The 21,410-nt window shown below is 54.5% G+C and carries 18 protein-coding genes; 14 read left to right on the top strand and 4 right to left on the bottom strand.

Translation table 11 applies throughout. The features are described 5' to 3' along the window. The 10 genes from PUT07_RS18310 (at position 1) to PUT07_RS18265 (ending at position 13,839) form a co-directional block, all read left to right on the top strand. Positions 1–4,401: a family 16 glycoside hydrolase gene (locus tag PUT07_RS18310; RefSeq protein ID WP_274469800.1), complete on the top strand. Its 4,401-nt coding sequence runs from the start codon at positions 1–3 to the stop codon at positions 4,399–4,401. 97 nt (positions 4,402–4,498) lie between these two features. Next, entirely contained in the window at positions 4,499–5,923 is a 1,425-nt protein-coding gene (locus PUT07_RS18305; RefSeq protein ID WP_274469799.1) for a glycoside hydrolase family 30, read from the top strand. 461 nt (positions 5,924–6,384) lie between these two features. Beyond that, positions 6,385–8,013, top strand: a complete 1,629-nt coding sequence (locus PUT07_RS18300) for an ABC transporter substrate-binding protein (protein WP_274469798.1) — start codon at positions 6,385–6,387, stop codon at positions 8,011–8,013. Beyond that, entirely contained in the window at positions 8,001–8,975 is a 975-nt protein-coding gene (locus PUT07_RS18295) for an ABC transporter permease (RefSeq protein ID WP_274469797.1), read from the top strand. Before PUT07_RS18300 ends, PUT07_RS18295 begins: the two co-directional genes overlap by 13 nt. After that, positions 8,972–9,829 carry an ABC transporter permease gene (locus PUT07_RS18290; protein WP_274469796.1) on the top strand — a complete coding sequence of 286 codons (858 nt, stop codon included), beginning with the start codon at positions 8,972–8,974 and terminating at the stop codon, positions 9,827–9,829. Before PUT07_RS18295 ends, PUT07_RS18290 begins: the two co-directional genes overlap by 4 nt. A 25-nt stretch (positions 9,830–9,854) precedes the next feature. Further along, on the top strand, positions 9,855–10,772 hold the full coding sequence (locus PUT07_RS18285) for an ABC transporter ATP-binding protein (protein ID WP_274469795.1): 918 nt from the start codon (positions 9,855–9,857) through the stop codon (positions 10,770–10,772). After that, positions 10,762–11,361 (top strand): ABC transporter ATP-binding protein, encoded by a 600-nt coding sequence (locus PUT07_RS18280; RefSeq protein WP_274469794.1) that lies wholly within the window; start codon positions 10,762–10,764, stop codon positions 11,359–11,361. The genes PUT07_RS18285 and PUT07_RS18280 overlap by 11 nt, the downstream gene beginning before the upstream one ends. 65 nt (positions 11,362–11,426) lie before the next feature. Further along, entirely contained in the window at positions 11,427–12,638 is a 1,212-nt protein-coding gene (gene chrA / locus PUT07_RS18275; protein ID WP_274470873.1) for a chromate efflux transporter, read from the top strand. 38 nt (positions 12,639–12,676) lie between these two features. Further along, positions 12,677–13,447 (top strand): putative protein N(5)-glutamine methyltransferase, encoded by a 771-nt coding sequence (locus PUT07_RS18270; RefSeq protein WP_274470872.1) that lies wholly within the window; start codon positions 12,677–12,679, stop codon positions 13,445–13,447. Positions 13,448–13,560: 113 nt separating this feature from the next. Continuing rightward, positions 13,561–13,839: a chorismate mutase gene (locus tag PUT07_RS18265; RefSeq protein WP_274469793.1), complete on the top strand. Its 279-nt coding sequence runs from the start codon at positions 13,561–13,563 to the stop codon at positions 13,837–13,839. A 60-nt stretch (positions 13,840–13,899) separates the two neighbouring features. On the opposite strand, the gene pdxR is transcribed toward PUT07_RS18265, so the two are convergent. Further along, complete coding sequence (pdxR, locus tag PUT07_RS18260; RefSeq protein WP_274469791.1) at positions 13,900–15,363, bottom strand: MocR-like pyridoxine biosynthesis transcription factor PdxR; 1,464 nt, start codon at positions 15,361–15,363, stop codon at positions 13,900–13,902. Between the two features lie 107 nt (positions 15,364–15,470). Here pdxR and PUT07_RS18255 point away from each other — a divergent pair, with 107 nt between their 5' ends. The 4 genes from PUT07_RS18255 (at position 15,471) to PUT07_RS18240 (ending at position 19,004) form a co-directional block, all read left to right on the top strand. Next, entirely contained in the window at positions 15,471–16,355 is an 885-nt protein-coding gene (locus tag PUT07_RS18255) for an arylamine N-acetyltransferase family protein (protein WP_274469788.1), read from the top strand. Between the two features lie 108 nt (positions 16,356–16,463). Continuing rightward, positions 16,464–17,483 (top strand): MFS transporter, encoded by a 1,020-nt coding sequence (locus tag PUT07_RS18250; RefSeq protein ID WP_274469787.1) that lies wholly within the window; start codon positions 16,464–16,466, stop codon positions 17,481–17,483. Beyond that, entirely contained in the window at positions 17,480–17,641 is a 162-nt protein-coding gene (locus PUT07_RS18245) for a hypothetical protein (RefSeq protein WP_274469785.1), read from the top strand. Before PUT07_RS18250 ends, PUT07_RS18245 begins: the two co-directional genes overlap by 4 nt. A 121-nt stretch (positions 17,642–17,762) precedes the next feature. After that, positions 17,763–19,004, top strand: a complete 1,242-nt coding sequence (locus PUT07_RS18240; RefSeq protein ID WP_274469783.1) for an SH3 domain-containing protein — start codon at positions 17,763–17,765, stop codon at positions 19,002–19,004. A gap of 61 nt (positions 19,005–19,065) precedes the next feature. On the opposite strand, the gene PUT07_RS18235 is transcribed toward PUT07_RS18240, so the two are convergent. From PUT07_RS18235 to PUT07_RS18225, 3 genes are all read right to left on the bottom strand, one after another. After that, on the bottom strand, positions 19,066–20,301 hold the full coding sequence (locus PUT07_RS18235; protein WP_274469781.1) for an MFS transporter: 1,236 nt from the start codon (positions 20,299–20,301) through the stop codon (positions 19,066–19,068). Between the two features lie 144 nt (positions 20,302–20,445). After that, positions 20,446–20,919, bottom strand: coding sequence for a MarR family transcriptional regulator (locus PUT07_RS18230; protein ID WP_274469780.1), 474 nt, complete (start codon positions 20,917–20,919; stop codon positions 20,446–20,448). Positions 20,920–21,081: 162 nt separating this feature from the next. After that, the gene (locus tag PUT07_RS18225; RefSeq protein WP_274469779.1) at positions 21,082–21,300 is read right to left on the bottom strand and encodes a hypothetical protein; all 219 of its coding nucleotides are present in this window, start codon (positions 21,298–21,300) and stop codon (positions 21,082–21,084) included. Positions 21,301–21,410: the final 110 nt, after the last annotated feature.

Raw genomic sequence — 21,410 nt, 5'->3', positions numbered from 1 at the left:
ATGCTGATTAAGCTGAAAAAGATATGCGCAGTATGGACGGCAGCCGCTTTGCTGGCTGCAGCCGCCGCCGTTCTCGCGCCACAGCCCGCTCAGGCGGCGGGCATCGAGCTCGAGGCGGATTATGCGGTGTCGGAAGGACCGCTGGTCCGCACGGAGCAATTCAACAATACGAACTATACCCCGCTGCCGGTCCACGTCGTGGATGAACTGAAGGGGCTGAAGACGAAAGTCGTACGCGATTTCGTGAAAATCAACTGGTACTACAATAAAGATGCAGCGAACGGCGACTATTTGGCTTATTCGATCGACGATCCGCGCAACGCCGACAATCCCGACTTGCTCAGCGCCCGTAAGGAAACGTACGATTTCATGTCGCAATTCTCGGAGTCGCTCTTGATCTCGCTTGCTTATTCGTACGGAGGCGATGCCAACCCGGCCAAGAACAGATTGATCGCCGGGGAAACGGAAATGAACTGGCCGGAATTCGATAAGGCGATGAAGAAAATCATTTATACGCTCAAGACGAAAAATCCGAAGCTGGAATACATCGAGGTAGGCAATGAGCCGAATCTGGAGCCTGCCTTTTACGGACATGTGAAGGACGATATTCCCGGCTACATGCGGATGTACCAAGGCATGTCCGAGGCTGTCAAATGGGTGAATACGCAAGGTCTTGCCGGTCAGTCGCTGAAGGTCGGCGGGCCCGTGCTGTCCGGATACAATTTCGAGAAGCAGAAGCAGTTCGTCGACATCAGCTATGCGAACGGCTATCAAGTCGATTTCGTATCTTGGCACCGCTATCAAGAGGATGTCCGCATGAACGAAACGCAGGAAATTCAAATGAAGAATTACTTGCGCCAGTATTACCCGAATGCGATCACGATCGTAAGCGAGTACGGCTGGAAAGGCGGCGGCGGGCTGAGCGATGCGACGAACAATGTAGGCCTTGCCAAGCAAGCGGCCTTTATGACGGATTCGGCTTATTTCTACGCGCGCGGAGGAACAGACATCCCGATGAACTGGGTGGCCGTGCATACGCTGAACGCCTACTTCAAAAACCAGTTCGACGTCGATTATGCACTCAGCAACGGAGATACGTCGAACTGGCAAACCTTTACCAGCCGCAATGACAAGCCGCTTCAATACCTTAATCTGCGCGGTTGGCGGGAGTCCGCATCTTCATCCAAGCCGATGAAAATCAAGGAAATCCGGTTCTTTGACAGCCAAGGAGAGCCGATTCCGATTCCTAACCCCGCTAATGATCCCAATATCGCAGCGGTCACGGACCAGGACGATTCGACGCAGTTCACACAGGCGGACTACTGGACTTGGCTGAAATTCGACTTGGGGCCTTCCGCTCCGGCAATCGCAAGAGTAGATATCAAGTGGGGCAACGCCGACATCAATACATTCCAACTGATCGGAACGGGAGATAAGCTGAATTATTACGAAGTGCTCGGCAAAACGTTCTATACACCGTATTTCAATACGATGAGGATGTTCGCCCGGCTCGGGGATACACGCGTGAAGACGACAGGCGGAAGTACGGATATCTACGGTACCCGGATGCTCGCCACCAAGAATAGCGACACCAAGGCGACGATGATGGTATGGAACAAGCAGGGCGATGGCACCGTATCTTCCAATGTCAATGTGCATGTGACCAATCTTCCGGCAGGCTTTCAAGGGAAAAGCGTGCGATACAAGACCTATGTAGTTGACGAAACGCACAGCAATTATGCGTACAACAAAACGGACGATCTGCAGATCGTTGAGGAATCGATTGTGAATGCAGCGGATGAAATCGTACTGGGACAAACGCTTGAGAAAAATGCCGTTATGCTCATCGAGCTTGAAGCGGTTGACCCCAGCATCAAGAATATTGTTTCCGCAGGCAAAACGGTTACTGTTTCCCCGGGGATGAGCGGCGGCTCGAATCTCGTCGACGGCAGCAGCGAGACATCTGCCATCGCTGCGAGCAGTACCTATCCGCAGTCGGTCGTCGTGGATCTGGGCAAAGCGTACCATTTGGCCGGAATGCAAATCGATTGGACGAACAGCGCTTCCCGAGGATTCCGGTATGCCATATCGACAAGCCTGGATGGCAGCTCATACACCGCAGCTGTCGATAAGACCTCGCCGGACTATGTCCCATCGCCTGGGAACAGTCTTGAATGGTTCGGCGGTAAGGCCCGGTACGTCAAGCTGACGGTAACCGGTTCCACTTACGACGGGCCGCTCTCGATCGACGAGGTGAAAGTTTTTGCGGAAGCGATGTACAAGAATGCGTTCGAAACCGCCGGGGAACGGGATCTGTCCTCCTGGACGATGACGGGATACAGCAGTGCAGCAACGCCTTGGACAACGATTACGGATAGCGTATATAACAATACGTACGTCCAACCGGTTAACGTGTATGGAGCAACGCCGAGTTTTGCGATTTTCGGGGAAGATTTGAAGGATTACGGCGTGGAAGCCCGGGTCAAGGTGGCTAATAGCGCTTACCAAGGCAATGTGCAGATGGGGTTGCTGGCAAGAGCGAGCACGTATAACAGCCATTATTATTTCAAAATGATTCGATCAGGCACCGTCCAACAGGCGGTGTTGGAGAAACGCATTAACGGAACGGCGACCGTGCTTGCCTCTTACAACCTGCCTTACAACATTGCTTCCGACAGATGGTATAAGCTGAATCTGGAGCTTGCCGGCAGTACGATCACAGGCTATATCGACGGCGTCAAGGTCGTTGAGAGTACGGATACAGGCCGGACCAGCGGCAAATTCGGTTTGAGAAGCCATGAAGCGCTCGCTGATTTCGACGATGTGAAGGTGTACCCGATTGTTCCGCTGCTCGGCGATATTGCCGTGAATGGCGTGACCATCCAAGGCTTCGATCCACGGATTAACCATTACACGGTTCTGGTGCCTTCTTCATCCAGCACCGTGAACATAACGGGGGCGGTGTACGGTACGGCGAATGCCGCCGTTGCGCCTGCGTCCGGGACGGTGACATTTGACAGGGTGGGACAAGAGAAGAAATTCACACTTGCCGCTCTATCCAACGAAGGCAGCGGAGCCAACTACTATACGCTGACGCTGCGGCAGGCTAGCTCGGATACGACGCTTAGCTCGTTAAGGCTCTCGGTCATTACCGACAAGCTGACGGCTCCGGGGCAAAAGCTGCCGGAAACGAGCATTGCGCTTGTTCCGGGGCAAACGGAATATCACATTCAAGTTCCGTCCAGAACCGGCTACGTGAAAGTCGTGGAGGCCGTGCCGACGGCAAGCAATGTGGCGAGGACGCAAATTACGGACGCTGTTCTAACGAATGGGACCGGGATCGGGAAAGTGCTGGTCACCTCGGAGGCGGGCACGATGACGGCGTATACGCTGCATATCCAAGCGAATCCGGAAGCGCCGGTTGGAACGATTTTGTACGAAGAGAACTTCGAGAACGGACAGTTTAATCAAGATAGCGCTGCCGGCTGGAGCAACGGGGCATCGCCGAACGGGGCCGCCTCTCATCTGCGGATTGCGGACGAAGACCAGGGCAAGGTGCTGGAGAAATATACGACGACTTCCATGGCTTTCACGGTCGGCCAGAGCGCATGGACGAATTATGAAGTGAGAGCAAGAGTGAAGGCGCAGGTCGGCACCTCGCTGCCTGGCGTCATCGCCAGGGCGTCGGACGACGGCAAAAACTTCTATATGCTGCGGATTCATAACGGCACCAACGGGTTGCCGGGAGGCAGTACAGGTTATATGGCACTGGGTCGCATTGTGAACGGAACCATCAAGGAGCTGGACAGCAAAAAAATTCCGTACCCTTATATCGTCGGCAACTGGTACCAGTTGAGATTGGTTGTGGACGGCAATCGCATCCAAGGATACGTCGATGACAATTTGATTTTCGACGAGACGGATAACGGCGCGCTGTTTCCATCCAACCCGCCGGCCTTGACGCAAGGCAAAGCGGGGATTCGGGTAGCGAATCAAGCGGCCAGAATCGATGATTTCCTCGTCGCCGAAATTGCGGAGGATACGGGGCCAGAGCCTGGGCCTGGGCCTGGCGCAGAGAAGCCTTTCACCGTTACGCAGAATGGTGCGCTGATCCGAACGCATGGCTTGAGCGCGAGCGTCGATGTTGCGCCCGCAGCGGGAGCAGCCGACCATGCCGGAACGGAGGTCGTTTACTTCCAGCTGGTGAAAGGGACGACGCCTGTCGCCCATGTGGCGCTGGAGAGCGATATCACTTCGGCCGGCCGGCTTACGGGACACTTCGATGTGGCTGATCCGGATAATACGAATTATACCGTTCGTGTCTTTGTCGTAGACAAGTTGGATTGGCAAGACGAGACCCTGCCGGTTCCGCTATCGAACAAGCTGGAATTGGTACGTTAATGACTATAGACGAAACGGTTTGAGCGCGCTTACAATTTGGGTATCCTCACTGGTAACGCGCGGCCGGGGAGGCAGCATGGCAAACAAGGAGTGAATAATGAGATTGAATAAGCTGAGATTAAGCGGACGATCTATTAGTCTTCTCGCTGTTGTTTGGTTCGTTGCAAGCTATACGCTGAATCTTCCCGTCGCCGCCGCCGCCGCCGAAACCATTGTGTTAACCAAGAGTACGACGTACCAAACTATTGACGGCTTCGGGGCAGCGGCCAATAAACCGGTATACGACCTGCAAACCGGTATGAGTACGGCCGTCCAAAATGAAATCCTCGACAAGCTGTTTCTTAACAGCGGTTCCAATGCGGGACTCACCGTTGTCCGATGGGAGATTAATCCGTTCAAGCCCAGCGAAGATTCCTCGGGAGTCGAGATTTCGTATTGCGGCTGGAACGGCTGCACCGAGGATTGGACCACCGATGCGCATCAGCGCTGGTTCGCGGATCAAGCGCTTGCGCGGTACAGTCCTATGCAATTCTATGCGGTTCCCTGGAGTCCGCCAGCCTGGATGAAGGATACGGGAACCGTGAAGGGCGGCCATCTGCTGGCGGCGCGCTATACCGACTACGCCAATTACTTGGCGAGATGGGTGCAGAAGTATAGGAATGACTTCGGCTACAATATCAAATGGCTCAGCATCCAGAATGAAGCTGATTACGAGAATGCGCAATGGGCGACAGCCCGCTATTTCAATGCGGAGATGGACAGCTTCGTCGGCTATTTGGATGCGGCCCTGACCGCCAAAGGTGTAAGGCCGCAGGTCAAACTTACGGCTCCGGAGGCGACCTCGGAGAATGTAGCGATGAATTTTCTGAACAATATGCCGGCTAATGAAAGCAAACTGGATTATATAGCTTACCATAATTACGGTAATAACAATGCTGCGCTGTACGAGGAAACCAAGCCGAAGCTGATGACGGAATATAATTTCAAGGACGAGAGCAACAATCTTTGGAATCCCGGCGATGCGGCATACGATAACCAGCAGGCTGTCGACCTGGCGGCCAACATCCACCGGGCGTTGACAGCCGGCGGCATGAATGGGGCAAGAGGGTATCTGTACTGGTGGAGCGTCGGCAAGGATGAAAGTTTGGCCCAGCAGCTGATCAATTTGAATACGAGCAGCGGCACGTATGCCACGAGTAAGGTGTTGTATGCCATGGGCAACTTCAGCCGTGTGATGCGTCCGGGGTACGTGCGAATCGGGGCGGTGTCCAGCCATCCCTCGCTGCTGGCCGTTGCCACCAAGATCAATTCCACAGGCAAAGCGCAGCTTGTTGTCGTGAATACGTCTGGCTCCGACATCACGGCAACCGTGAGCGGGTTCGGCACATCCTCTGCGGCAGCGAGCAAACTCAAGACGAGCGCCACGGATAATCTCAACAACATGGCGGATGTCGCTTTGTCGGGCGGCTCGTTTACAGCAACATTCTCGGCCAAATCCATCTACTCGTTTTCGGAGAAGTAGGTTTGGATCGGGACCAAGTCAATAGGCACCATTGACGGCAAGGACTTCCATTGAGCCATTTAAATGGCTCGGGGAAGTCTTTTTTTACAGTCTGTATGATTTTTCGAATACAATTCCTGGATTATCGGTAAAAAGCCAGATTGTATTCTATATTTCATATACAATTAAGGATTTTTCCCTCTTTGTGCAATATGTATATGATTTTTCATATAGAATCTGGAGGGGAGTGCCGGGGCGGACCTGTTCGGTGACGGCTGTGCGGTCGAATAACATCGTGCTCAGCTAAGTCCCCGACACACGGGGAAGCCCCCCGTTATGCATGTAAATTCTGGTTGGATAACATAACCCGTCTGCCCTTCGTTATGTATGTAAATTCTGGATGACATAACCCGTCTGCTGTGTTACTATTTGATAAAATCGTGTTACTGCACACGTTAACATTGGAAAAAGGGGGAAGACGGATGAAACAAAGATGGGCTGCACTTTCCATGGCATTGGCGCTTGCTATTGGCCTAACGGCCTGTAAGTCGGATAAGCCGCAGCCGCAGCCAAGCGCACAGACAACTCCGACGGCCCAGACCGCACATAGCGCGAAAACAGAGCTGGTGCTCGCTATCGGGGGCGAGCCGGAGACCGGTTTCGATCCCACAACAGGGTGGGGTCGCTATGGATCGCCGTTGTTTCAGAGCACGCTGTTGAAACGGGATAGCGGGATGAACATCACGAACGATTTGGCGACGGGATACGAGGTAAGCGCGGACGGTACCGTCTGGACCGTGAAGCTTCGCCAAGGAGCGAAGTTTAGTGATGGCAAGCCTGTTACATCCGCAGATGTGCAGTATACGTACCAAGCGGCGGCGGCAAGCGGTTCGTCGGTCGATCTGAGCAATGTCCGGAGCGTTGAAGCGCCAGATGAGCTGACCGTGAAGTTTACATTGAAGGAACCGCAATCGACTTTTGCCCAGATGCTCGTGTCTACGGGGATTGTTCCCAAACATGCGCATGGGAAGGAGTATGCGATGAAGCCCATCGGCTCCGGCCCTTACAAATTGGTTCAGTGGGATAGAGGGCAGCAGCTGATTGTGGAAGCGAACGAGAACTATTACGGGACGAAGCCTTTTTTCCAAAAGCTCACGTTCCTCTTCCTTGGCGAAGATGCGGCATTCGCGGCTGCGAAGGCGGGAACGGTCGATATGGCGGCCATACCGGCTGCATTCAGCAAGCAAGCGGTGAGCGGGATGGAACTGATCGCCGCGAGGACCGTGGACAACCGCGGCATCATGTTTCCTTATGTGAAGTCCGGCGGAAAAACGAAGGAAGGCTATCCGATCGGCAATGATGTTACGGCAGATAGGGCTATTCGCCAAGCCATCAATCTCGCGCTGGACCGGAAAGCGCTGGTGCAAGGCGTGCTGGAAGGGCACGGAACGCCGGCCTACACGCTGAATGACGGGCTTCCTTGGTTCAATCCGGAGGCTGTCATTCCGGATGCCGATATGCCGGCGGCGATTAAGCTGCTTGCCGATAACGGCTGGCACGATACGGACGGCGACGGGATTGTGGAACAAGGAGGCTTGAAAGCCGAGTTCAGCCTGCTTTATCCGTCCAGCGACGTCACGCGGCAATCGCTGGCGATTGCGTCGGCGGATATGCTGAAGCCCTTGGGGATTAAGGTCCAAGCGGAGGGGAAGAGCTGGAGCGAGATTGAAAAGCTGATGCATGCGAATCCGGTTCTTTTGGGCTGGGGAAGTCATGATCCGCTAGAAATGTACAATGTCTATAGCAGTAAATTCGGCGGCGTCGAGTATTACAACCCAGGCTATTACAGCAACTCCATGGTTGAAGATTACATGACGAAGGCTCTGCGGGCGACGGGCGAACAGGAGGCCTGGTCCTACTGGAAGAAAGCCCAATGGGACGGTGCAACAGGGCTGAGCGCCAAAGGCGATGCGCCTTGGACATGGCTGGTTAATATGGACCATCTGTATCTGGTCAAAGCCGGATTGGATGTCGGCAAGAAGAAGATTCATCCGCACGGCCACGGCTGGCCGGTCACGGATAACATTGAGGAATGGCGATGGAAATCTTAATTCGCAGAGGGTTCGGTCTCATAGGCTTGCTGTTCGCGGTAAGTGCGATTTCGTTCATGCTCGTACATTTGTCCCCGATCGACCCTGTTCAGGCTTATGTAGGAGCCGATATGCTGCGGGTCAGCGCGGAGCAGCGAGAGGCGATCATGCAATACTGGGGATTGAACGATCCGCCGCTCGCCCGTTACTGGAACTGGCTGACGGCTGTGGCAAGCGGGGATATGGGAACGTCTATGATCTATAGACGGCCTGTGCTTGAGGTGATCGGCGAGAGGTTCGCCGCATCTCTAGCGCTTATGGGGGCTGCATGGCTGCTGTCTGGACTCATCGGATTCACTGCCGGCGTACTTGCAGCGATGAACCGAAATACGCGGCTCGATAAGCTGATCCGGTGGTATTGCTACACGCTGTCGTCAACGCCAACCTTCTGGGTGGGACTGCTGCTGATGCTCCTATTCTCCGTATGGCTCGGCTGGCTGCCGGTCGGGCTTGCCGTTCCCGCGGGCGTCACGGCGGATCATGTGCAATTCATCGACCGCGTGCGGCATATGCTGTTGCCGGCGCTGACGCTAAGCGTCACAGGAATTGCAGCGATTGCGCTGCATACGAGAGAGAAGCTGCTGGATGTGATGGACAAGGAGTACTGGTTGTTTGCCAAAGCCCGGGGCGAGCAGGGGTTCACTATTTTCTGGCGGCACGGGCTTCGTAACGTGGCGATGCCTGCGATTACGCTGCAGTTCGCTTCGTTCAGCGAACTATTCGGCGGCGCGGTCCTCGCCGAGCAGGTGTTCTCGTATCCCGGATTAGGGCAGGCTGCCGTCGAAGCGGGGCTGCGCGGCGATATCCCGTTGCTGCTTGGCATCGTATTGTTCAGCGCGGTATTCGTCTATACGGGGAATACGGCTGCGGATCTCATCTACCGCTTGATTGATCCGAGAATGAAAGCAGGCAGGCGGTCATGAAGCAATCACAGCGCGCCGAACGGGCGCTCATGAAGCTTCACTACCGGCATAAGCTGCTTCTCACATCGGCGGTTGCCCTGCTCCTGCTTGGCGCTATTGTCGCAGCGTCCGTATGGCTGGATGCTTCCGGGCTAAGCACGGATCTGGGGCAGCGCAACTTGGGGCCGCAGGCACAGCATCCGTTCGGGACGGATTGGCTCGGCAGGGATATGCTGACACGGACGATCAAAGGACTTACGCTCAGTCTGGGGATCGGGCTGACGGCCGGGGCCTCCAGCGTAGTTATTGCAAGCCTGATGGGACTTGCCGCCGCGACGCTCGGGAGGACGGTCAACCGTGCCGTCAGCTGGCTGACGGATTTATTCCTCAGTGTGCCTCATTTGGTGACACTCCTCTTAATTGCCTTCGTGCTGGGCGGAGGGGCCAAAGGCATCGTGATCGGTGTCGCCTTGACGCATTGGCCGAGCTTATCCCGGGTGATTCGGGCCGAGGTCATGCAGCTTAAGGCTTCACCGTATATCGCCATCTCCCGCAATTTCGGCCGATCCAGCTGGTGGATCGCGACCAGGCACATGCTTCCTCATCTGCTGCCGCAGCTCTTGGTCGGCATGATTCTGATCGTGCCGCATGCGATTCTCCACGAGGCCTCGATCACGTTCATCGGGATGGGCTTATCGCCGCACGAGCCGGCGATCGGCATTATTTTATCGGAGTCGATGCGCTATCTGTCTTCCGGTCTCTGGTGGCTGGCTTTGTTTCCCGGATTATGCTTATTACTGCTCGTACGTGCGATTGCCATGCTTGGAGAGAACTTGAAGCAGTGGGTCGACCCCAGGCATGCGCATGAACAATAAAAACCAGACGGAAGGGGAATGACCGATGCTGGACATTCGGGATCTTTCGGTTCGTTTCAGCCGGTATGACCGGAGCCTGCGGCAGGTGCATACGAATGTCATCCATAATCTTCAATTGTCGCTTCAGGCCGGTGAAATTGTGGCGGTTGTAGGCTCCAGCGGCTCCGGCAAAAGCTTGCTGGCGCATGCCATTCTGGGCATTCTCCCCGGAAATGCCGAGGTGACGGGCTGCATTGCGTTCAAAGGCGAAGCATTGACCGCCGAGAGACAGCGCCGTCTGCGCGGCAGAGAGATTGCCCTGATCCCGCAATCCGTCCAGTACTTGGACCCGCTCATGCGTGTCGGAGAGCAGGTGCGGCAATCTGCCCGCCTTGGCGACCCTGCGGAGCTGCAGGTGAACGCTTTCCGCAAATACCAGCTGGCGGATATCGTGGCCCAATGGTTCCCGTTCCAGCTATCGGGCGGCATGGCGCGCAAAGTGCTCGTGTCCACGGCCACGGTAAGCGGGGCCCGCTTGGTCATCGCCGATGAGCCGACGCCGGGCCTGGATGCGCCTGCGATGGCCGGAACGTTGGGCCGCTTCCGCCAATTGGCGGATGAAGGCTGCGCCGTCATGCTGATTACGCATGATATCGAGGCCGCCTTATCCGTCGCGGACCGGATCGCGGTGCTCTATGCGGGAACCGTGCTGGAAACGGCCCGAACGCGCGATTTCGCGGGAGAAGGGGAAGGGCTGCGCCACCCTTATACGAAAGCGCTGTGGAACGCGCTGCCAAGCAGACGGTTCGCAGCGCTGCCCGGCGCACAGCCGCTGCCGGATGCGCCGCAGGCGGGCTGCGCGTTCGCACCGCGCTGTGCGGAGGCAACCGCGCAATGCCTGGCGCTGGTCCCGGACATGCGGGCGGTAAGAAACGGCGAAGTGAGGTGTCATCATGCCACTTGAGGGGAAAGCGTTAGGGTATCGCTATGACCAAGCGTCATGGGTGATCCGGAATACGGATATTCGCTTGGAGGCCGGGGAGATCATCGGTCTTGTCGGACCGAGCGGCTGCGGGAAGTCGACGCTCGGGAAATTGCTGGCAGGTCACCTTCGTCCCCGGGAGGGGACGATCACCTGCGACGGCAAGCAGCTCACCGCGGGCGAGCGCAATCCCGTGCAGTTGGTGCTGCAGCACCCGGAGCAGGCGGTCAATCCGCGCTGGAAGCTGCAGCGCACGCTCGCCGAAGCGGGCGGCCTGGACGCCGGCTTGCTCGCCGAGCTCGCTGTCGAGGCGGATTGGCTGACCCGTTATCCGGGCGAGCTGTCCGGAGGAGAGCTGCAGCGGATCTGTGTGGCGAGGGCGCTAAGCTCCGGAACACGCTATCTGATTGCCGATGAAATGACGACGATGCTCGATGCGATCACGCAGGCGCAGATCTGGCAAGCGGTGGTCAGATGGGCCGAACGGCAGCGTGCCGGCGTTATGGTGATCAGTCACGAGCGAATTTTGGTAGATAGACTATGCAGCCGGGTGATAGAGTGGCATACTTAGAGAGTGGGTGCTAGAAGAGCCCGCTCTTTTTTGTGTCATTTCGCAGAAGCTGGGAGCTGATAATGATGGAAATGAAAGATGTCGGAAGCCAGCCGACAGGCAAGAGCAAAGCCGGAACGCTGCTGGAAATTTTGGCGGTCTCTACCAAACTCGGACTTACTTCGTTCGGGGGACCTATTGCTCACCTGGGTTACTTCCATAATGAATACATTCGCCGCCGCAAATGGATGGACGAAAGCAGCTATGGGGATCTCGTCGCACTATGCCAGTTCTTGCCCGGCCCTGCGAGCAGCCAGCTTGGCATGGCCATCGGGTTGATCCGCGGAGGGATGCTTGGCGGTTTGGCCGCATGGCTCGGGTTCACGCTCCCTTCGGCCATCGCGCTGTTCCTGTTTGCCATGCTGCTGCACGGCGCCGATATCGGCAATTCGGGTTGGATCCATGGTCTGAAGATTGTCGCCGTTGCCGTTGTCGCCCAAGCGCTCGTTAGCATGGGGCAGAAGCTGACACCGGATCGCACCCGAATAACGATCGCCATCGCCGCCGCAGCGGTGACGCTCATGTGGCAAACCGCTTTCAGTCAGATTCTGCTTATCGTGCTTGCCGGTATTGCCGGCATCCTGTTTTACAGCAATCAAGCGATGGCGGCCCCGACGACATTAAGCATTCCGGTTTCCCGCCGTTTCGGAGCGATATGCTTGGCGGCCTTTTTCGGGCTGCTAGTCCTTCTGCCGGCGCTCCGTCAAGTCGTAACGGCGGATTGGCTGTCCTTGTTCGACAGCTTCTACCGGTCCGGCTCGCTAGTTTTCGGCGGAGGGCATGTCGTTCTGCCGCTGCTGGAACGGGAGGTCGTGCCTGCAGACTGGGTCTCGAAAGCCGACTTCCTCGCCGGCTACGGCGCTGCGCAGGCCGTGCCCGGTCCCTTGTTCACCTTCGCCAGCTACTTGGGAGGAGTGGCAGACGGGTGGGCAGGTGCGGCGATCGCGACGGTCGCTATTTTCCTCCCGGCATTCCTGCTGATCGTAGGTGCGCTGCCTTTCTGGAATTCGCTGCGCAGCAGCGCCAAAGCGCAAGGGGCGCTAGCCGGAATCGGCGCAGCGGTGGTCGGCATTCTGCTGGCGGCGCTCTATCATCCGTTATGGACGTCGGCGATTCTAGCGCCTGCGGACTTCGTGCTGGCTTCTATATTATTTGTCCTGCTTGTCTTCTGGAAGGTGCAGCCATGGATTGTCGTGCTGGCCGGAGCCGCAGGCGGAACGCTGGCGGTATTCCTGTGAGCGAGTTCGGGCGTCTCGAGGACGCGAATAGGGAGAGGTTGTTTGCCCGGGTAACGGCCAAGCTTCGGGCTGCCGGGTGTGTGTACGCCGAGGAGGAGTGCCGGCTGCTCATGGCAGCCGCACGGGATGCGGACGAGCTTGACGACATGGCGAACCGGCGGGCTGCCGGCTTGCCGATCGAGCACATCATCGGCTGGGTGGAATTCGGCGGGCGCCGGATTGCGGTGGATCCGCACGTGTTCGTCCCCCGTTACCGGACGGAGTTCCTGCTCCGGCAGACTATCGGCTGCGCGAAGCCGGGGGACGTTGTGCTCGACCTATGCTGCGGCACAGCTGCATTAGGGGTGGCGCTGGCCGCCGCCATGGAACGCATCGAGCTGCACTGCGTCGATATTGACCCGGCGGCGGTGCGCTGTGCCCGCCGCAATGCGGCAGCCGTCTGCGGCCAAGTGTACGAAGGCGATCTCTTCGCCCCGCTGCCGGCAGCGCTGCGCGGGCGCATCGACGTCGTCGTGGCGAACGCGCCGTACGTGCCGACGGACGCGATCAGGCGCCTGCCCGCCGAAGCCCGCGAGCACGAGGCGCGCACAGCGCTGGACGGCGGCGTCGACGGGCTTGATATTCAGCGGCGGATCGCTGCCGAGGCTTTGCGCTGGCTGGCGCCCGGCGGGTATTTGCTCGTCGAAACCAGCGAGCAGCAGGCGCCGTACACCGCCGGAATCTTTGCAGACAATGGGCTGACGCCGCAGGTGGTCAGCTCCGAGGATATGGATGCCACCGTGGTCATCGGAACGAGGGCAATCTTGTAACTAGCAGCCTCCTATTGCTAATAGAATCAAGGATATGATATTGTTAGAATCATACCATTCCTTTATTACATAAAAGCGATGAAGCACAGGATGAAATGTGGAGGTACATTCAGATGACAAGACTAGACCAATTGAGAAACGAAATCGATCAAATCGATCAGCAAATTATAAAGCTATTAGCCCAAAGATTTCAATGCACAGAGGAAGTCGGTATCTACAAAGCGGAGAATCAGCTGCATGCCCAGGATCCCGGCCGCGAATCCGAGCAGTTCCGGAAAATTCGCCAACTCTCTGAAGAGAGCGGCATCAATCCGGCGTATACATCCGAAATTTACAGACGCATTATGGATATTGTCATTTCCAGACATCAAGAACTTGTCGTAACCAAATAACGGAATCACCGCACCGAACCGGCAGGCAGGAACTCTTACCCAGAGTCCCGCCTGCCTTTTCTATTGGATGGACCAACAGGGGCCCCAAGCCTTGTGAAGATGACGTATCCCCAATTCGATCTCCGTCTCGCTTAAACCGCCAAAGCCGATATAAATTTGTGGAAACCCCGGGGCAGGGTCCCCCGATTGCATCTCCAGCGAATCATACACCCGGATGCGTTCATTCGCCGCCATCTTGACCAAATCCTGGGAGGTGTACGTCGTTTTTACGGTCATTTGGATATGCAGTCCTGCACTGTGTCCGGTAATTGTGATGTGCGGACCGAACGTTTCATTCAGCAGACCGATAAGCTTGTGATGCTTTCTTCTGTACACGCTGCGGACCCGGCGAATATGGCGGAACCAGTGGCCTTGCTCGATAAAATATTGCATGGCCAATTGATCGACGCTGGACGGGGCATACAGCACATGTTTCCTTTCCTTCAATTGGCTAAGTAAACCGCTCGGCAGCACCATGTAATTCATGCGCAGAGCGGGCGTGAACGCTTTGGAGAACGTCCCGATATAGATGACGCGCGCATGGCGATCCAGTCCTTGCAGGGATGGAATGGGCTTGCCATGATAGCGGAATTCGCTGTCGTAGTCGTCTTCGATAATGTAGGCACTGCGCGACGCAGCCCAATGCAGCAGCTGCTCCCGCTCGGCGTAGGGCATGACACAGCCGGTTGGGTATTGATGCGACGGGGTGACGTATACGGCCTGCGCCTCGCTGCCGTACAGATGCTCGAGCGATAGGCCTGCGGCATGAACGGGGATTGGCAGCGTCTCGAAGCCGGCATGGCGAAAGGGCTCCTGGACCGGCGCATACCCGGGATCCTCGAAGGCAATCGGCAGGTCGCGGGGGAAAAGCTTGGCGAGAAGGCCCATCGAATAGGCGATGCCGGTGCCGATGACGATCTGTTCCGGCCTGCAAACGACGCCTCGGAAATTCCTTAAATACGCTGCCAGCACCGTGCGGAATGAGTACTCGCCCATGGGATTCCCATACTTGGATATACGCCCGAATGAAGTGTCCCAGGCCGTCTGAAGCATCTTCTTCCAGGTGCGAACCGGAAAGGACGGTTCATCCGTCAAGGACACCCGGAAGTCGACGAGGTAGTTGTCCCTCGGCCGTAGAGAAGCTGCAGGATTGGGGGGGATTGAACCATGCGCAGGCTTGTCTCCGGGCATAACAGGGCTTGAACCGGGATCGGGATCCTGCGCAAGCCCGCGTTCATGCTCGAACCCCCTTCTGACATAGAGACCTGATCGCGGCTTGCTGATGGCATAGCCTTCTGTCACCAGCATTTGATAGGCCGTTTCAATCGGCGTTTTGCTCATATTGAACTGAAGCTGCAGCGACCTGACGGAAGGCAGCCTCGATTCATACGCCAGCGTACCGCTGCGTATTTGGTCCCGGATTTGCGTGTACAGCTGCAGATAGAGCGGGCGGGACATATCCGTTGAAAGGTTAAGATTCAGCATGACCGACCTCGTTAACTGTCTTTTTATTTGGTTGGAATCTGACCATTTCTTAGTGGTCAGTTCTATTATATAGTAGAAATATACAGTTGTGGAAGGCGGTAGATGCAATGTTAACGAGAACGGAAATAACCGCATACTTAGCGCGGTTAGGCATTTCAGATATTCAGGCTCCGACCCGGGCCTACTTATTCGAGCTGCATAAGGCGCATGTCGCTATGATTCCTTGGCAGACTCTCGATATCTATGCGGGCAAGCCGACGTCCATCGATGTGCGGGAAACCGCCGCACTGATGATTCAGCAGCGCAGCGGCTATTGCTTTCATTTGAACGGCGCTTTCGGCACGCTGTTGCGAAGTCTTGGCTACCGCGTTTCGTGGCACCGGGCCGGCGTGCAGCCGAAAGGGGAGAATCCGCGTGTGAACGGGTTTCACCTCGGCGTAACGGTCAGCCTTCCTGACGAGGCAGGCGAAGAGGAGCGCTGGATCGTCGATGTCGGTCTTGGCGATATGCCTTATGAGCCGCTGCCGCTGCGAACGGGAGACTATCCGCAAGGGCATGAGACGTATCAAGTGCGGGCCTCCTCTGTCGCCGAGCATGGCTGGCGCTTGGAGCACGAACCGCAGTTTGCTTTCGCCGGGGTTGATTATGCGCCTGAGGTTGTGACGGACTTGGAGGTGTTCAAGCCGAACCATGCGCATTACAGCCGCTCGAGCGATTCGCCTTGGATCGAGCTGTTTCTGATGCGGCAGCGCAACGCGAATGACACCAACGAGCTAAGGGGCTGTGTCTGGAAAAAATGGGACGCCTCCGGCATCCAATCGTACGAGATCGGCAGCAAGAGCGAATGGCTAGACGTGATGGCAGCCGTTTTCCATGAGAAGCTGGTTCATTACTCGAGTTCGGAGCGCTCGGAGCTGTGGCGAAGGGTTCGGGAGCAGCATGAGGCTTGGAAGAGACAGAAGGAAAGCGCGGAGAGCCGGTCTGACAGCTAATGTCGGCCGGTTATTTTTTTATGCAGGATAACCAACGGCCCTAAGCGAATTATTTGTCGATAGTGATCGGTCAAACTTACCTACATACTAGAAGGCGGCTGGAAAAGAATGCAAATAAGCGGTCAAATGAAGCGGCTGCTGCTCATGAACGCAGCGTCCACGATTATCTTTAACTACATCGGGATATTTGTGAATCTGTTTATTTGGGAGAAAAACAACAATATCTCTGAAGTGGTATGGTTCAACTTAATGATGTTCGTCACGTGGACGGTTGCGTTCGCTGTGGGATCAAGATTGTTAACGAAATATACGACACGGGTATTGATTCGGACGAATGCCGTTTGCGGCGGTATTGTCTTCCTGTTGCTATCGGTGCTGGAGCTGGACAACCGGGTTCTATGGATTACCATCATTGCCGTGCCGATCGGCGTTATGTGGGGATTTTACGCCTCGGCGCAGAACATTACGCTTAGCGTTTATGGGAAAGGAAGAGATTTCGAGCAGTACTTTTCCATTGCCAATATTATTAACCAGCTCGTTTCTATCATTAATCCGATTGCTTTTGCCTTGATTATTCAATGGATCGGGTATTCGGGTTCATTTCTGTTGATGTTTCTATTTGTGGCTTTGCTGCTGTTCGTCTCGTTCCATATTCCGCACATTACGTTGGCCGGTGAGCCGGAGCGATTGTTCCAAGGGATCCGATTCCGCAGCGTCTTCTCCAGCAGCGCGCTCCGCTGGATGGTTCCTTCGCTGCTTGCCGCAGGTATTTTCCTGCAGTTTCAAGTGCTGTTTGCGCTGGTCTTCACGTTCTCCGTTTCCGAAGATAAGCTAATTATCGCAGCGTTGAACGTGCTGTATGCGTGCTTCGCCATCGGGGCGATGATGCTGTACAGACGTCTGAAAGTTCGCGAAGGCGCATGGCTGGCCATCGGCATGTTATTCGTATCGGTGGGCTTTCTGCTGCCGCTTATGCCGAAAGCGCCGATTCTGATCGTTTCCAATATTTTGACGACGATCGGCATGTTTTATTTCGGTACGGTGTGGAACACAAGGCAGTTCCGAATTATTGCGAAGCATACGGCGATCCAGAGGCCAAGATTTTCCTGTGGCGGGAATGCTTCTTGAATGCCTCGCGAATTGTGCTTCTGATCTTGGCGTTGTCCGTGAAAGATATTCGCGGGGGCGCCTTCATCGCCTTGATTGTGCTGGCGCTTGTCAGTGCGTTCGTAGTTCCGTATTTCTCAGGAAAAAGCACGGAGGCCTTCGAGCGGCAGGCGGAATAAACGAACAGGATGACGCATTCATTTGCAACTTTTTTACGGAGCGAACGTCTAACTATATATTCCAAATACTAGGAGGTGGGTATCCTCCGTTGTATGTTTGCCTGAAACTGGAGGTGCGTGAATGAAACTTAGTTTGGCCTTATTATGTGGAATAAGCGCAATCGTTTGGAGCGCGGCGCCTATGGCCTCTGCGGAAGCCTGGGAGCCAACGCTGCCGGAGAAGATCACTCTTTTGCATGAAACGAAGCTGTACGCCAGCCCTCATGAAGACTCCCCTTCGTGGGCCTCTCTGTCCCCTCAGGACGTTCCAACTGTCGCAGCCGAAGCCGATTGGTATAAGCCTTTCCCTGACCGGCCGAAATGGGTTAAGATCCGCACGAGCTGGCTCGGCGACCAATGGGTGCAGGTCGATTGGCCGGAAATCGGCTGGATGGTGCCCAAGGATGAATATTTGGATGTAACAGGCGTCATCCCTCTATACAATAAGCCGGAGTATGGTTATACCGGAACTACGCTTTCCTCGCAAATTGTTCATACGAAGGGAATTTTCTACCGTCCGCTGCAAAATCCTTCGTGGCTATTGGAAACGTGGATGGGGGACAAATGGTTTACGCCAACAGAGGCTTTGGTAATCGAACATGTAACGAAGCTATCTCCTCCTGTGAAGGTGAATGTCCAAGGAAAAGCATCGCTGTTCAAGGCACCGGTTCATCAACCTTATATGGGAGACGCGGAAGCGATAGATCCCCAGAGCTTGGAGGCGACAGCCCAACAAGGGGATTTCTATAAAGTTACAACGCAAGACGGGAAGACGGGTTGGATATCCAACCGGTATGAACAGCCGTCCGGCACAGAGACCGTCAATCAGAATATCGAGCTGAAGAACCGAACGCTCACCTACGCTTATCCGAATCTGCAAAGCAGGCTGGACCCGCTGGCACCGCAAACCGTACATGCGCATGCCAAGATGAAAGATGTATGGGGCAATACATGGTATCTGATAGAGACATGGCAGGGCGATGCATGGATGATGGATGAGGGCACAGAACGGAATCCTGATAAGATTGCCGGAGACAACCTCGGATTCATCGATGTCGTACCCACAATGGTGTCCAGCGATAAAAGCGTCTCGGGCCGTATCTATGTAGCGAGCCTGCCAAAGTACGAGGGCTATGGCGGTTTCAGCTTCACTTTGCAAATGTTGGACAGCAAGGGAAATGCGATCGCAAGCGCGGAAGCAAGTGTGACCGGCGTACAGCCAAATGACGATGTGCCGTTCACGGCGAAGCTGGACCGGTTTGACGACACCATGGTTAACTATACCTTCAGACTTACCAACGTGAATTTCATTAAAGCCTATTAGCGGCAAAGTCATAAGGCACGTGATCGTTAGAAGATCCGTGCCTTAAAATAATTGAGACCGTTTATATCACAACTCGTGTCCTCTTATACAGAGCGGGTATGGCCGCTGCGATAAGGATCATGCCCATGAAAGCGGGTGCGGCATGACCAAGCGATACGTAGATTTGACCTCCAACGATAGGTCCAATCATTCTTGCTAAAGCCTGAATAGATTGGCTGCCTCCCTGAATCCTTCCTTGTTCGCTAGCCTCGACAGACTTAGAGAGCATCCCATTAAATGAAGGCCCAAAGATTGAATCCCCGAAACCGAATATAAACATGCCGATGATAAAAAGCGGATAGAAGGAGAACAAAGCGGATAGCGCAATAAAACCGTAGCCGATTATCTCCGAAATCATCCCAAGTATGGCTATCTGTGCATCATTCCGTTTTATCAAAAGCTTCGGCATGATGAGGCCTTGTGAAAGGATATCCTGGACACCCATTATTGAAAACATAAGTCCGATTCGTGCGGGCATCCAGCTGAAAGTATCCAAGCTAAATTGTGAAAAAACGGCTTGTAAAGATCCATTGGGGATCCAAAGTAAGAATGCTGCGACAAGCAGTCTTCGTAAGTTATTCATGGCAAGCACACTTGCAAGCTGCTTAAATGGATTCAATCTTACCAGGGTAATCTTGCTCAGTCTATTCTTCTTGGCAAGGCTCTCTGGCATATATAAGATTCCATAACCAACCTGCAATATAGTGATGATTGCCCCAACATACATGGGCGTAGAATTGCCGAACTTGGCAAGTAATCCGCCTAAGGTGGGGCCGATGACGGTGCCTGCCCCTACAACCGCACTGGCCCATCCAAAGTATTTGGTTCGCTGTTCCGGAGGAATAATGTCGGCAAAATAGGCGAAGATCGTGCTTATACTCCCTCCCGTGATACCTTCGATGATGCGGCCGGCAAATAGTACCCATAGCGCTCCTCCGAGGCCAAAAACGAGGTACCCGATTGCGGAACCCAGCAGGCAAATTAAGAGTAATGGACGACGGCCATACCTGTCGCTCAATGCTCCAAGTGCGGGGGCCGCGGCAAACACGCAGACGGCATAAACGGAAGTCAGCAGCGTAACAACGATAGCCTGAGCTTCCGGATTGCTTATATAAGGCTGCACTAAGAATGGAACGACTGGTGCTACGATACTGAAGCCTATTCCGCAAAGAAACACCGACATGAGACCGAATAGTAAAGCCCTTTTATCTACGGTTTGTTCGATGTTCTGTTCACGGTGTGCTCTACATTTGAACATGGAAATCTCCCTTCAAAAGTCAACGTTTTGTTTCCTTGTTAACAAAGATACCGACCTTTTGTTTCCTTGTCAACAAAATGATGATAAGAAAGAGGCAGCTCGTTCTCCATAGAGGCCGGCTGCCTGTGGTTTTACAATTCAAGTTTATTCCGATTTCATATCTATATCTTGTTTCTTTATTTCTGCATCCAAATGCCTACTATACTTTTCCAAGAAGCTGAGCATACTGTCATATTGTTCCTCGGTTACTTGCTCAAATACGACTTTGTCCCGCGCTCGAAACTCTTGGTGCAGTTCCTCATGGATTTGGTCAACCACTTTCCCTTGCTCCGTAAGCCTAAAATAAATTTCTTTCTTGTTATCCGGCTTCTGGTAGCTTTCGATCAAGCCTTTTTCTATGAGCTTCTTCGTTATTTTACTTATGGCACTTCTAGTCATATAAAAGGACTCCGCCAGTATGGTCACGTTGGAATCTGCATGTTTGCCGATGTATTCGATGCAATGTACTTCAGAAGGCTTATGGCCCTTAAGACTGTCTTCCATCTTAAACTTATTCAGCCAAACCATCTTGTTTAATACATTCCTGAAACCCAGGATGACCTGATCTTCTTTGTTCATGGCTTGTCCTCCCGCCTGTTGGTGCACTAACCCTATTATATTGAAGTTTGTGTCTATTTCAACACTATCAAGCAAATAGGGCTTTGAAACGGAAGTAACTCGTTTCAAAGCCCTATATGTCTATAGCAGGAACCGCCGTTGCACGAATGGTAAAAATACTGCCTATTGCGGGTTCGCTTCAATTTTACCGCCAAGCCACTCGAATTCGTACTCGAACTGAGCCGTCGAGCCATAAACTTCCGGTGAGTAAGGAATAACGACAGGATTCATTTCCGTAGGTTGAAGAGGCTGTTCGACGGTGAGCAGTTCATTCGCACTCACGCCGATCGCCGTAAGGAAAAACAAAGCAATGCCTATCCAAGCGATGTTCACTGTCTTCATCGAACCCGAGCCTCCGCTTCCGCTACAAGGATTTATAGTTTCATTGTACGCAAGAATTGTCAGAGGCAAATTAGCGGAATGTAAATATTGCGTTGATTTATGAGCATAGA

Source organism: Paenibacillus sp. MAHUQ-63, assembly GCF_028765165.1.
Classification (GTDB): domain Bacteria; phylum Bacillota; class Bacilli; order Paenibacillales; family NBRC-103111; genus Paenibacillus_E.
This window is presented reverse-complemented; position numbering and strand designations above follow the sequence as displayed.

Coding starts and splice junctions, on each gene's coding strand:
- PUT07_RS18310 (WP_274469800.1), top strand. CDS start 1: ATGCTGATTAAGCTGAAAAAGATATGCGCAGTATGGACGGCAGCCGCT.
- PUT07_RS18305 (WP_274469799.1), top strand. CDS start 4,499: ATGAGATTGAATAAGCTGAGATTAAGCGGACGATCTATTAGTCTTCTC.
- PUT07_RS18300 (WP_274469798.1), top strand. CDS start 6,385: ATGAAACAAAGATGGGCTGCACTTTCCATGGCATTGGCGCTTGCTATT.
- PUT07_RS18295 (WP_274469797.1), top strand. CDS start 8,001: ATGGAAATCTTAATTCGCAGAGGGTTCGGTCTCATAGGCTTGCTGTTC.
- PUT07_RS18290 (WP_274469796.1), top strand. CDS start 8,972: ATGAAGCAATCACAGCGCGCCGAACGGGCGCTCATGAAGCTTCACTAC.
- PUT07_RS18285 (WP_274469795.1), top strand. CDS start 9,855: ATGCTGGACATTCGGGATCTTTCGGTTCGTTTCAGCCGGTATGACCGG.
- PUT07_RS18280 (WP_274469794.1), top strand. CDS start 10,762: ATGCCACTTGAGGGGAAAGCGTTAGGGTATCGCTATGACCAAGCGTCA.
- chrA (WP_274470873.1), top strand. CDS start 11,427: ATGGAAATGAAAGATGTCGGAAGCCAGCCGACAGGCAAGAGCAAAGCC.
- PUT07_RS18265 (WP_274469793.1), top strand. CDS start 13,561: ATGACAAGACTAGACCAATTGAGAAACGAAATCGATCAAATCGATCAG.
- pdxR (WP_274469791.1), bottom strand. CDS start 15,363: ATGCTGAATCTTAACCTTTCAACGGATATGTCCCGCCCGCTCTATCTG.
- PUT07_RS18255 (WP_274469788.1), top strand. CDS start 15,471: ATGTTAACGAGAACGGAAATAACCGCATACTTAGCGCGGTTAGGCATT.
- PUT07_RS18250 (WP_274469787.1), top strand. CDS start 16,464: ATGCAAATAAGCGGTCAAATGAAGCGGCTGCTGCTCATGAACGCAGCG.
- PUT07_RS18240 (WP_274469783.1), top strand. CDS start 17,763: ATGAAACTTAGTTTGGCCTTATTATGTGGAATAAGCGCAATCGTTTGG.
- PUT07_RS18235 (WP_274469781.1), bottom strand. CDS start 20,301: ATGTTCAAATGTAGAGCACACCGTGAACAGAACATCGAACAAACCGTA.
- PUT07_RS18230 (WP_274469780.1), bottom strand. CDS start 20,919: ATGAACAAAGAAGATCAGGTCATCCTGGGTTTCAGGAATGTATTAAAC.
- PUT07_RS18225 (WP_274469779.1), bottom strand. CDS start 21,300: ATGAAGACAGTGAACATCGCTTGGATAGGCATTGCTTTGTTTTTCCTT.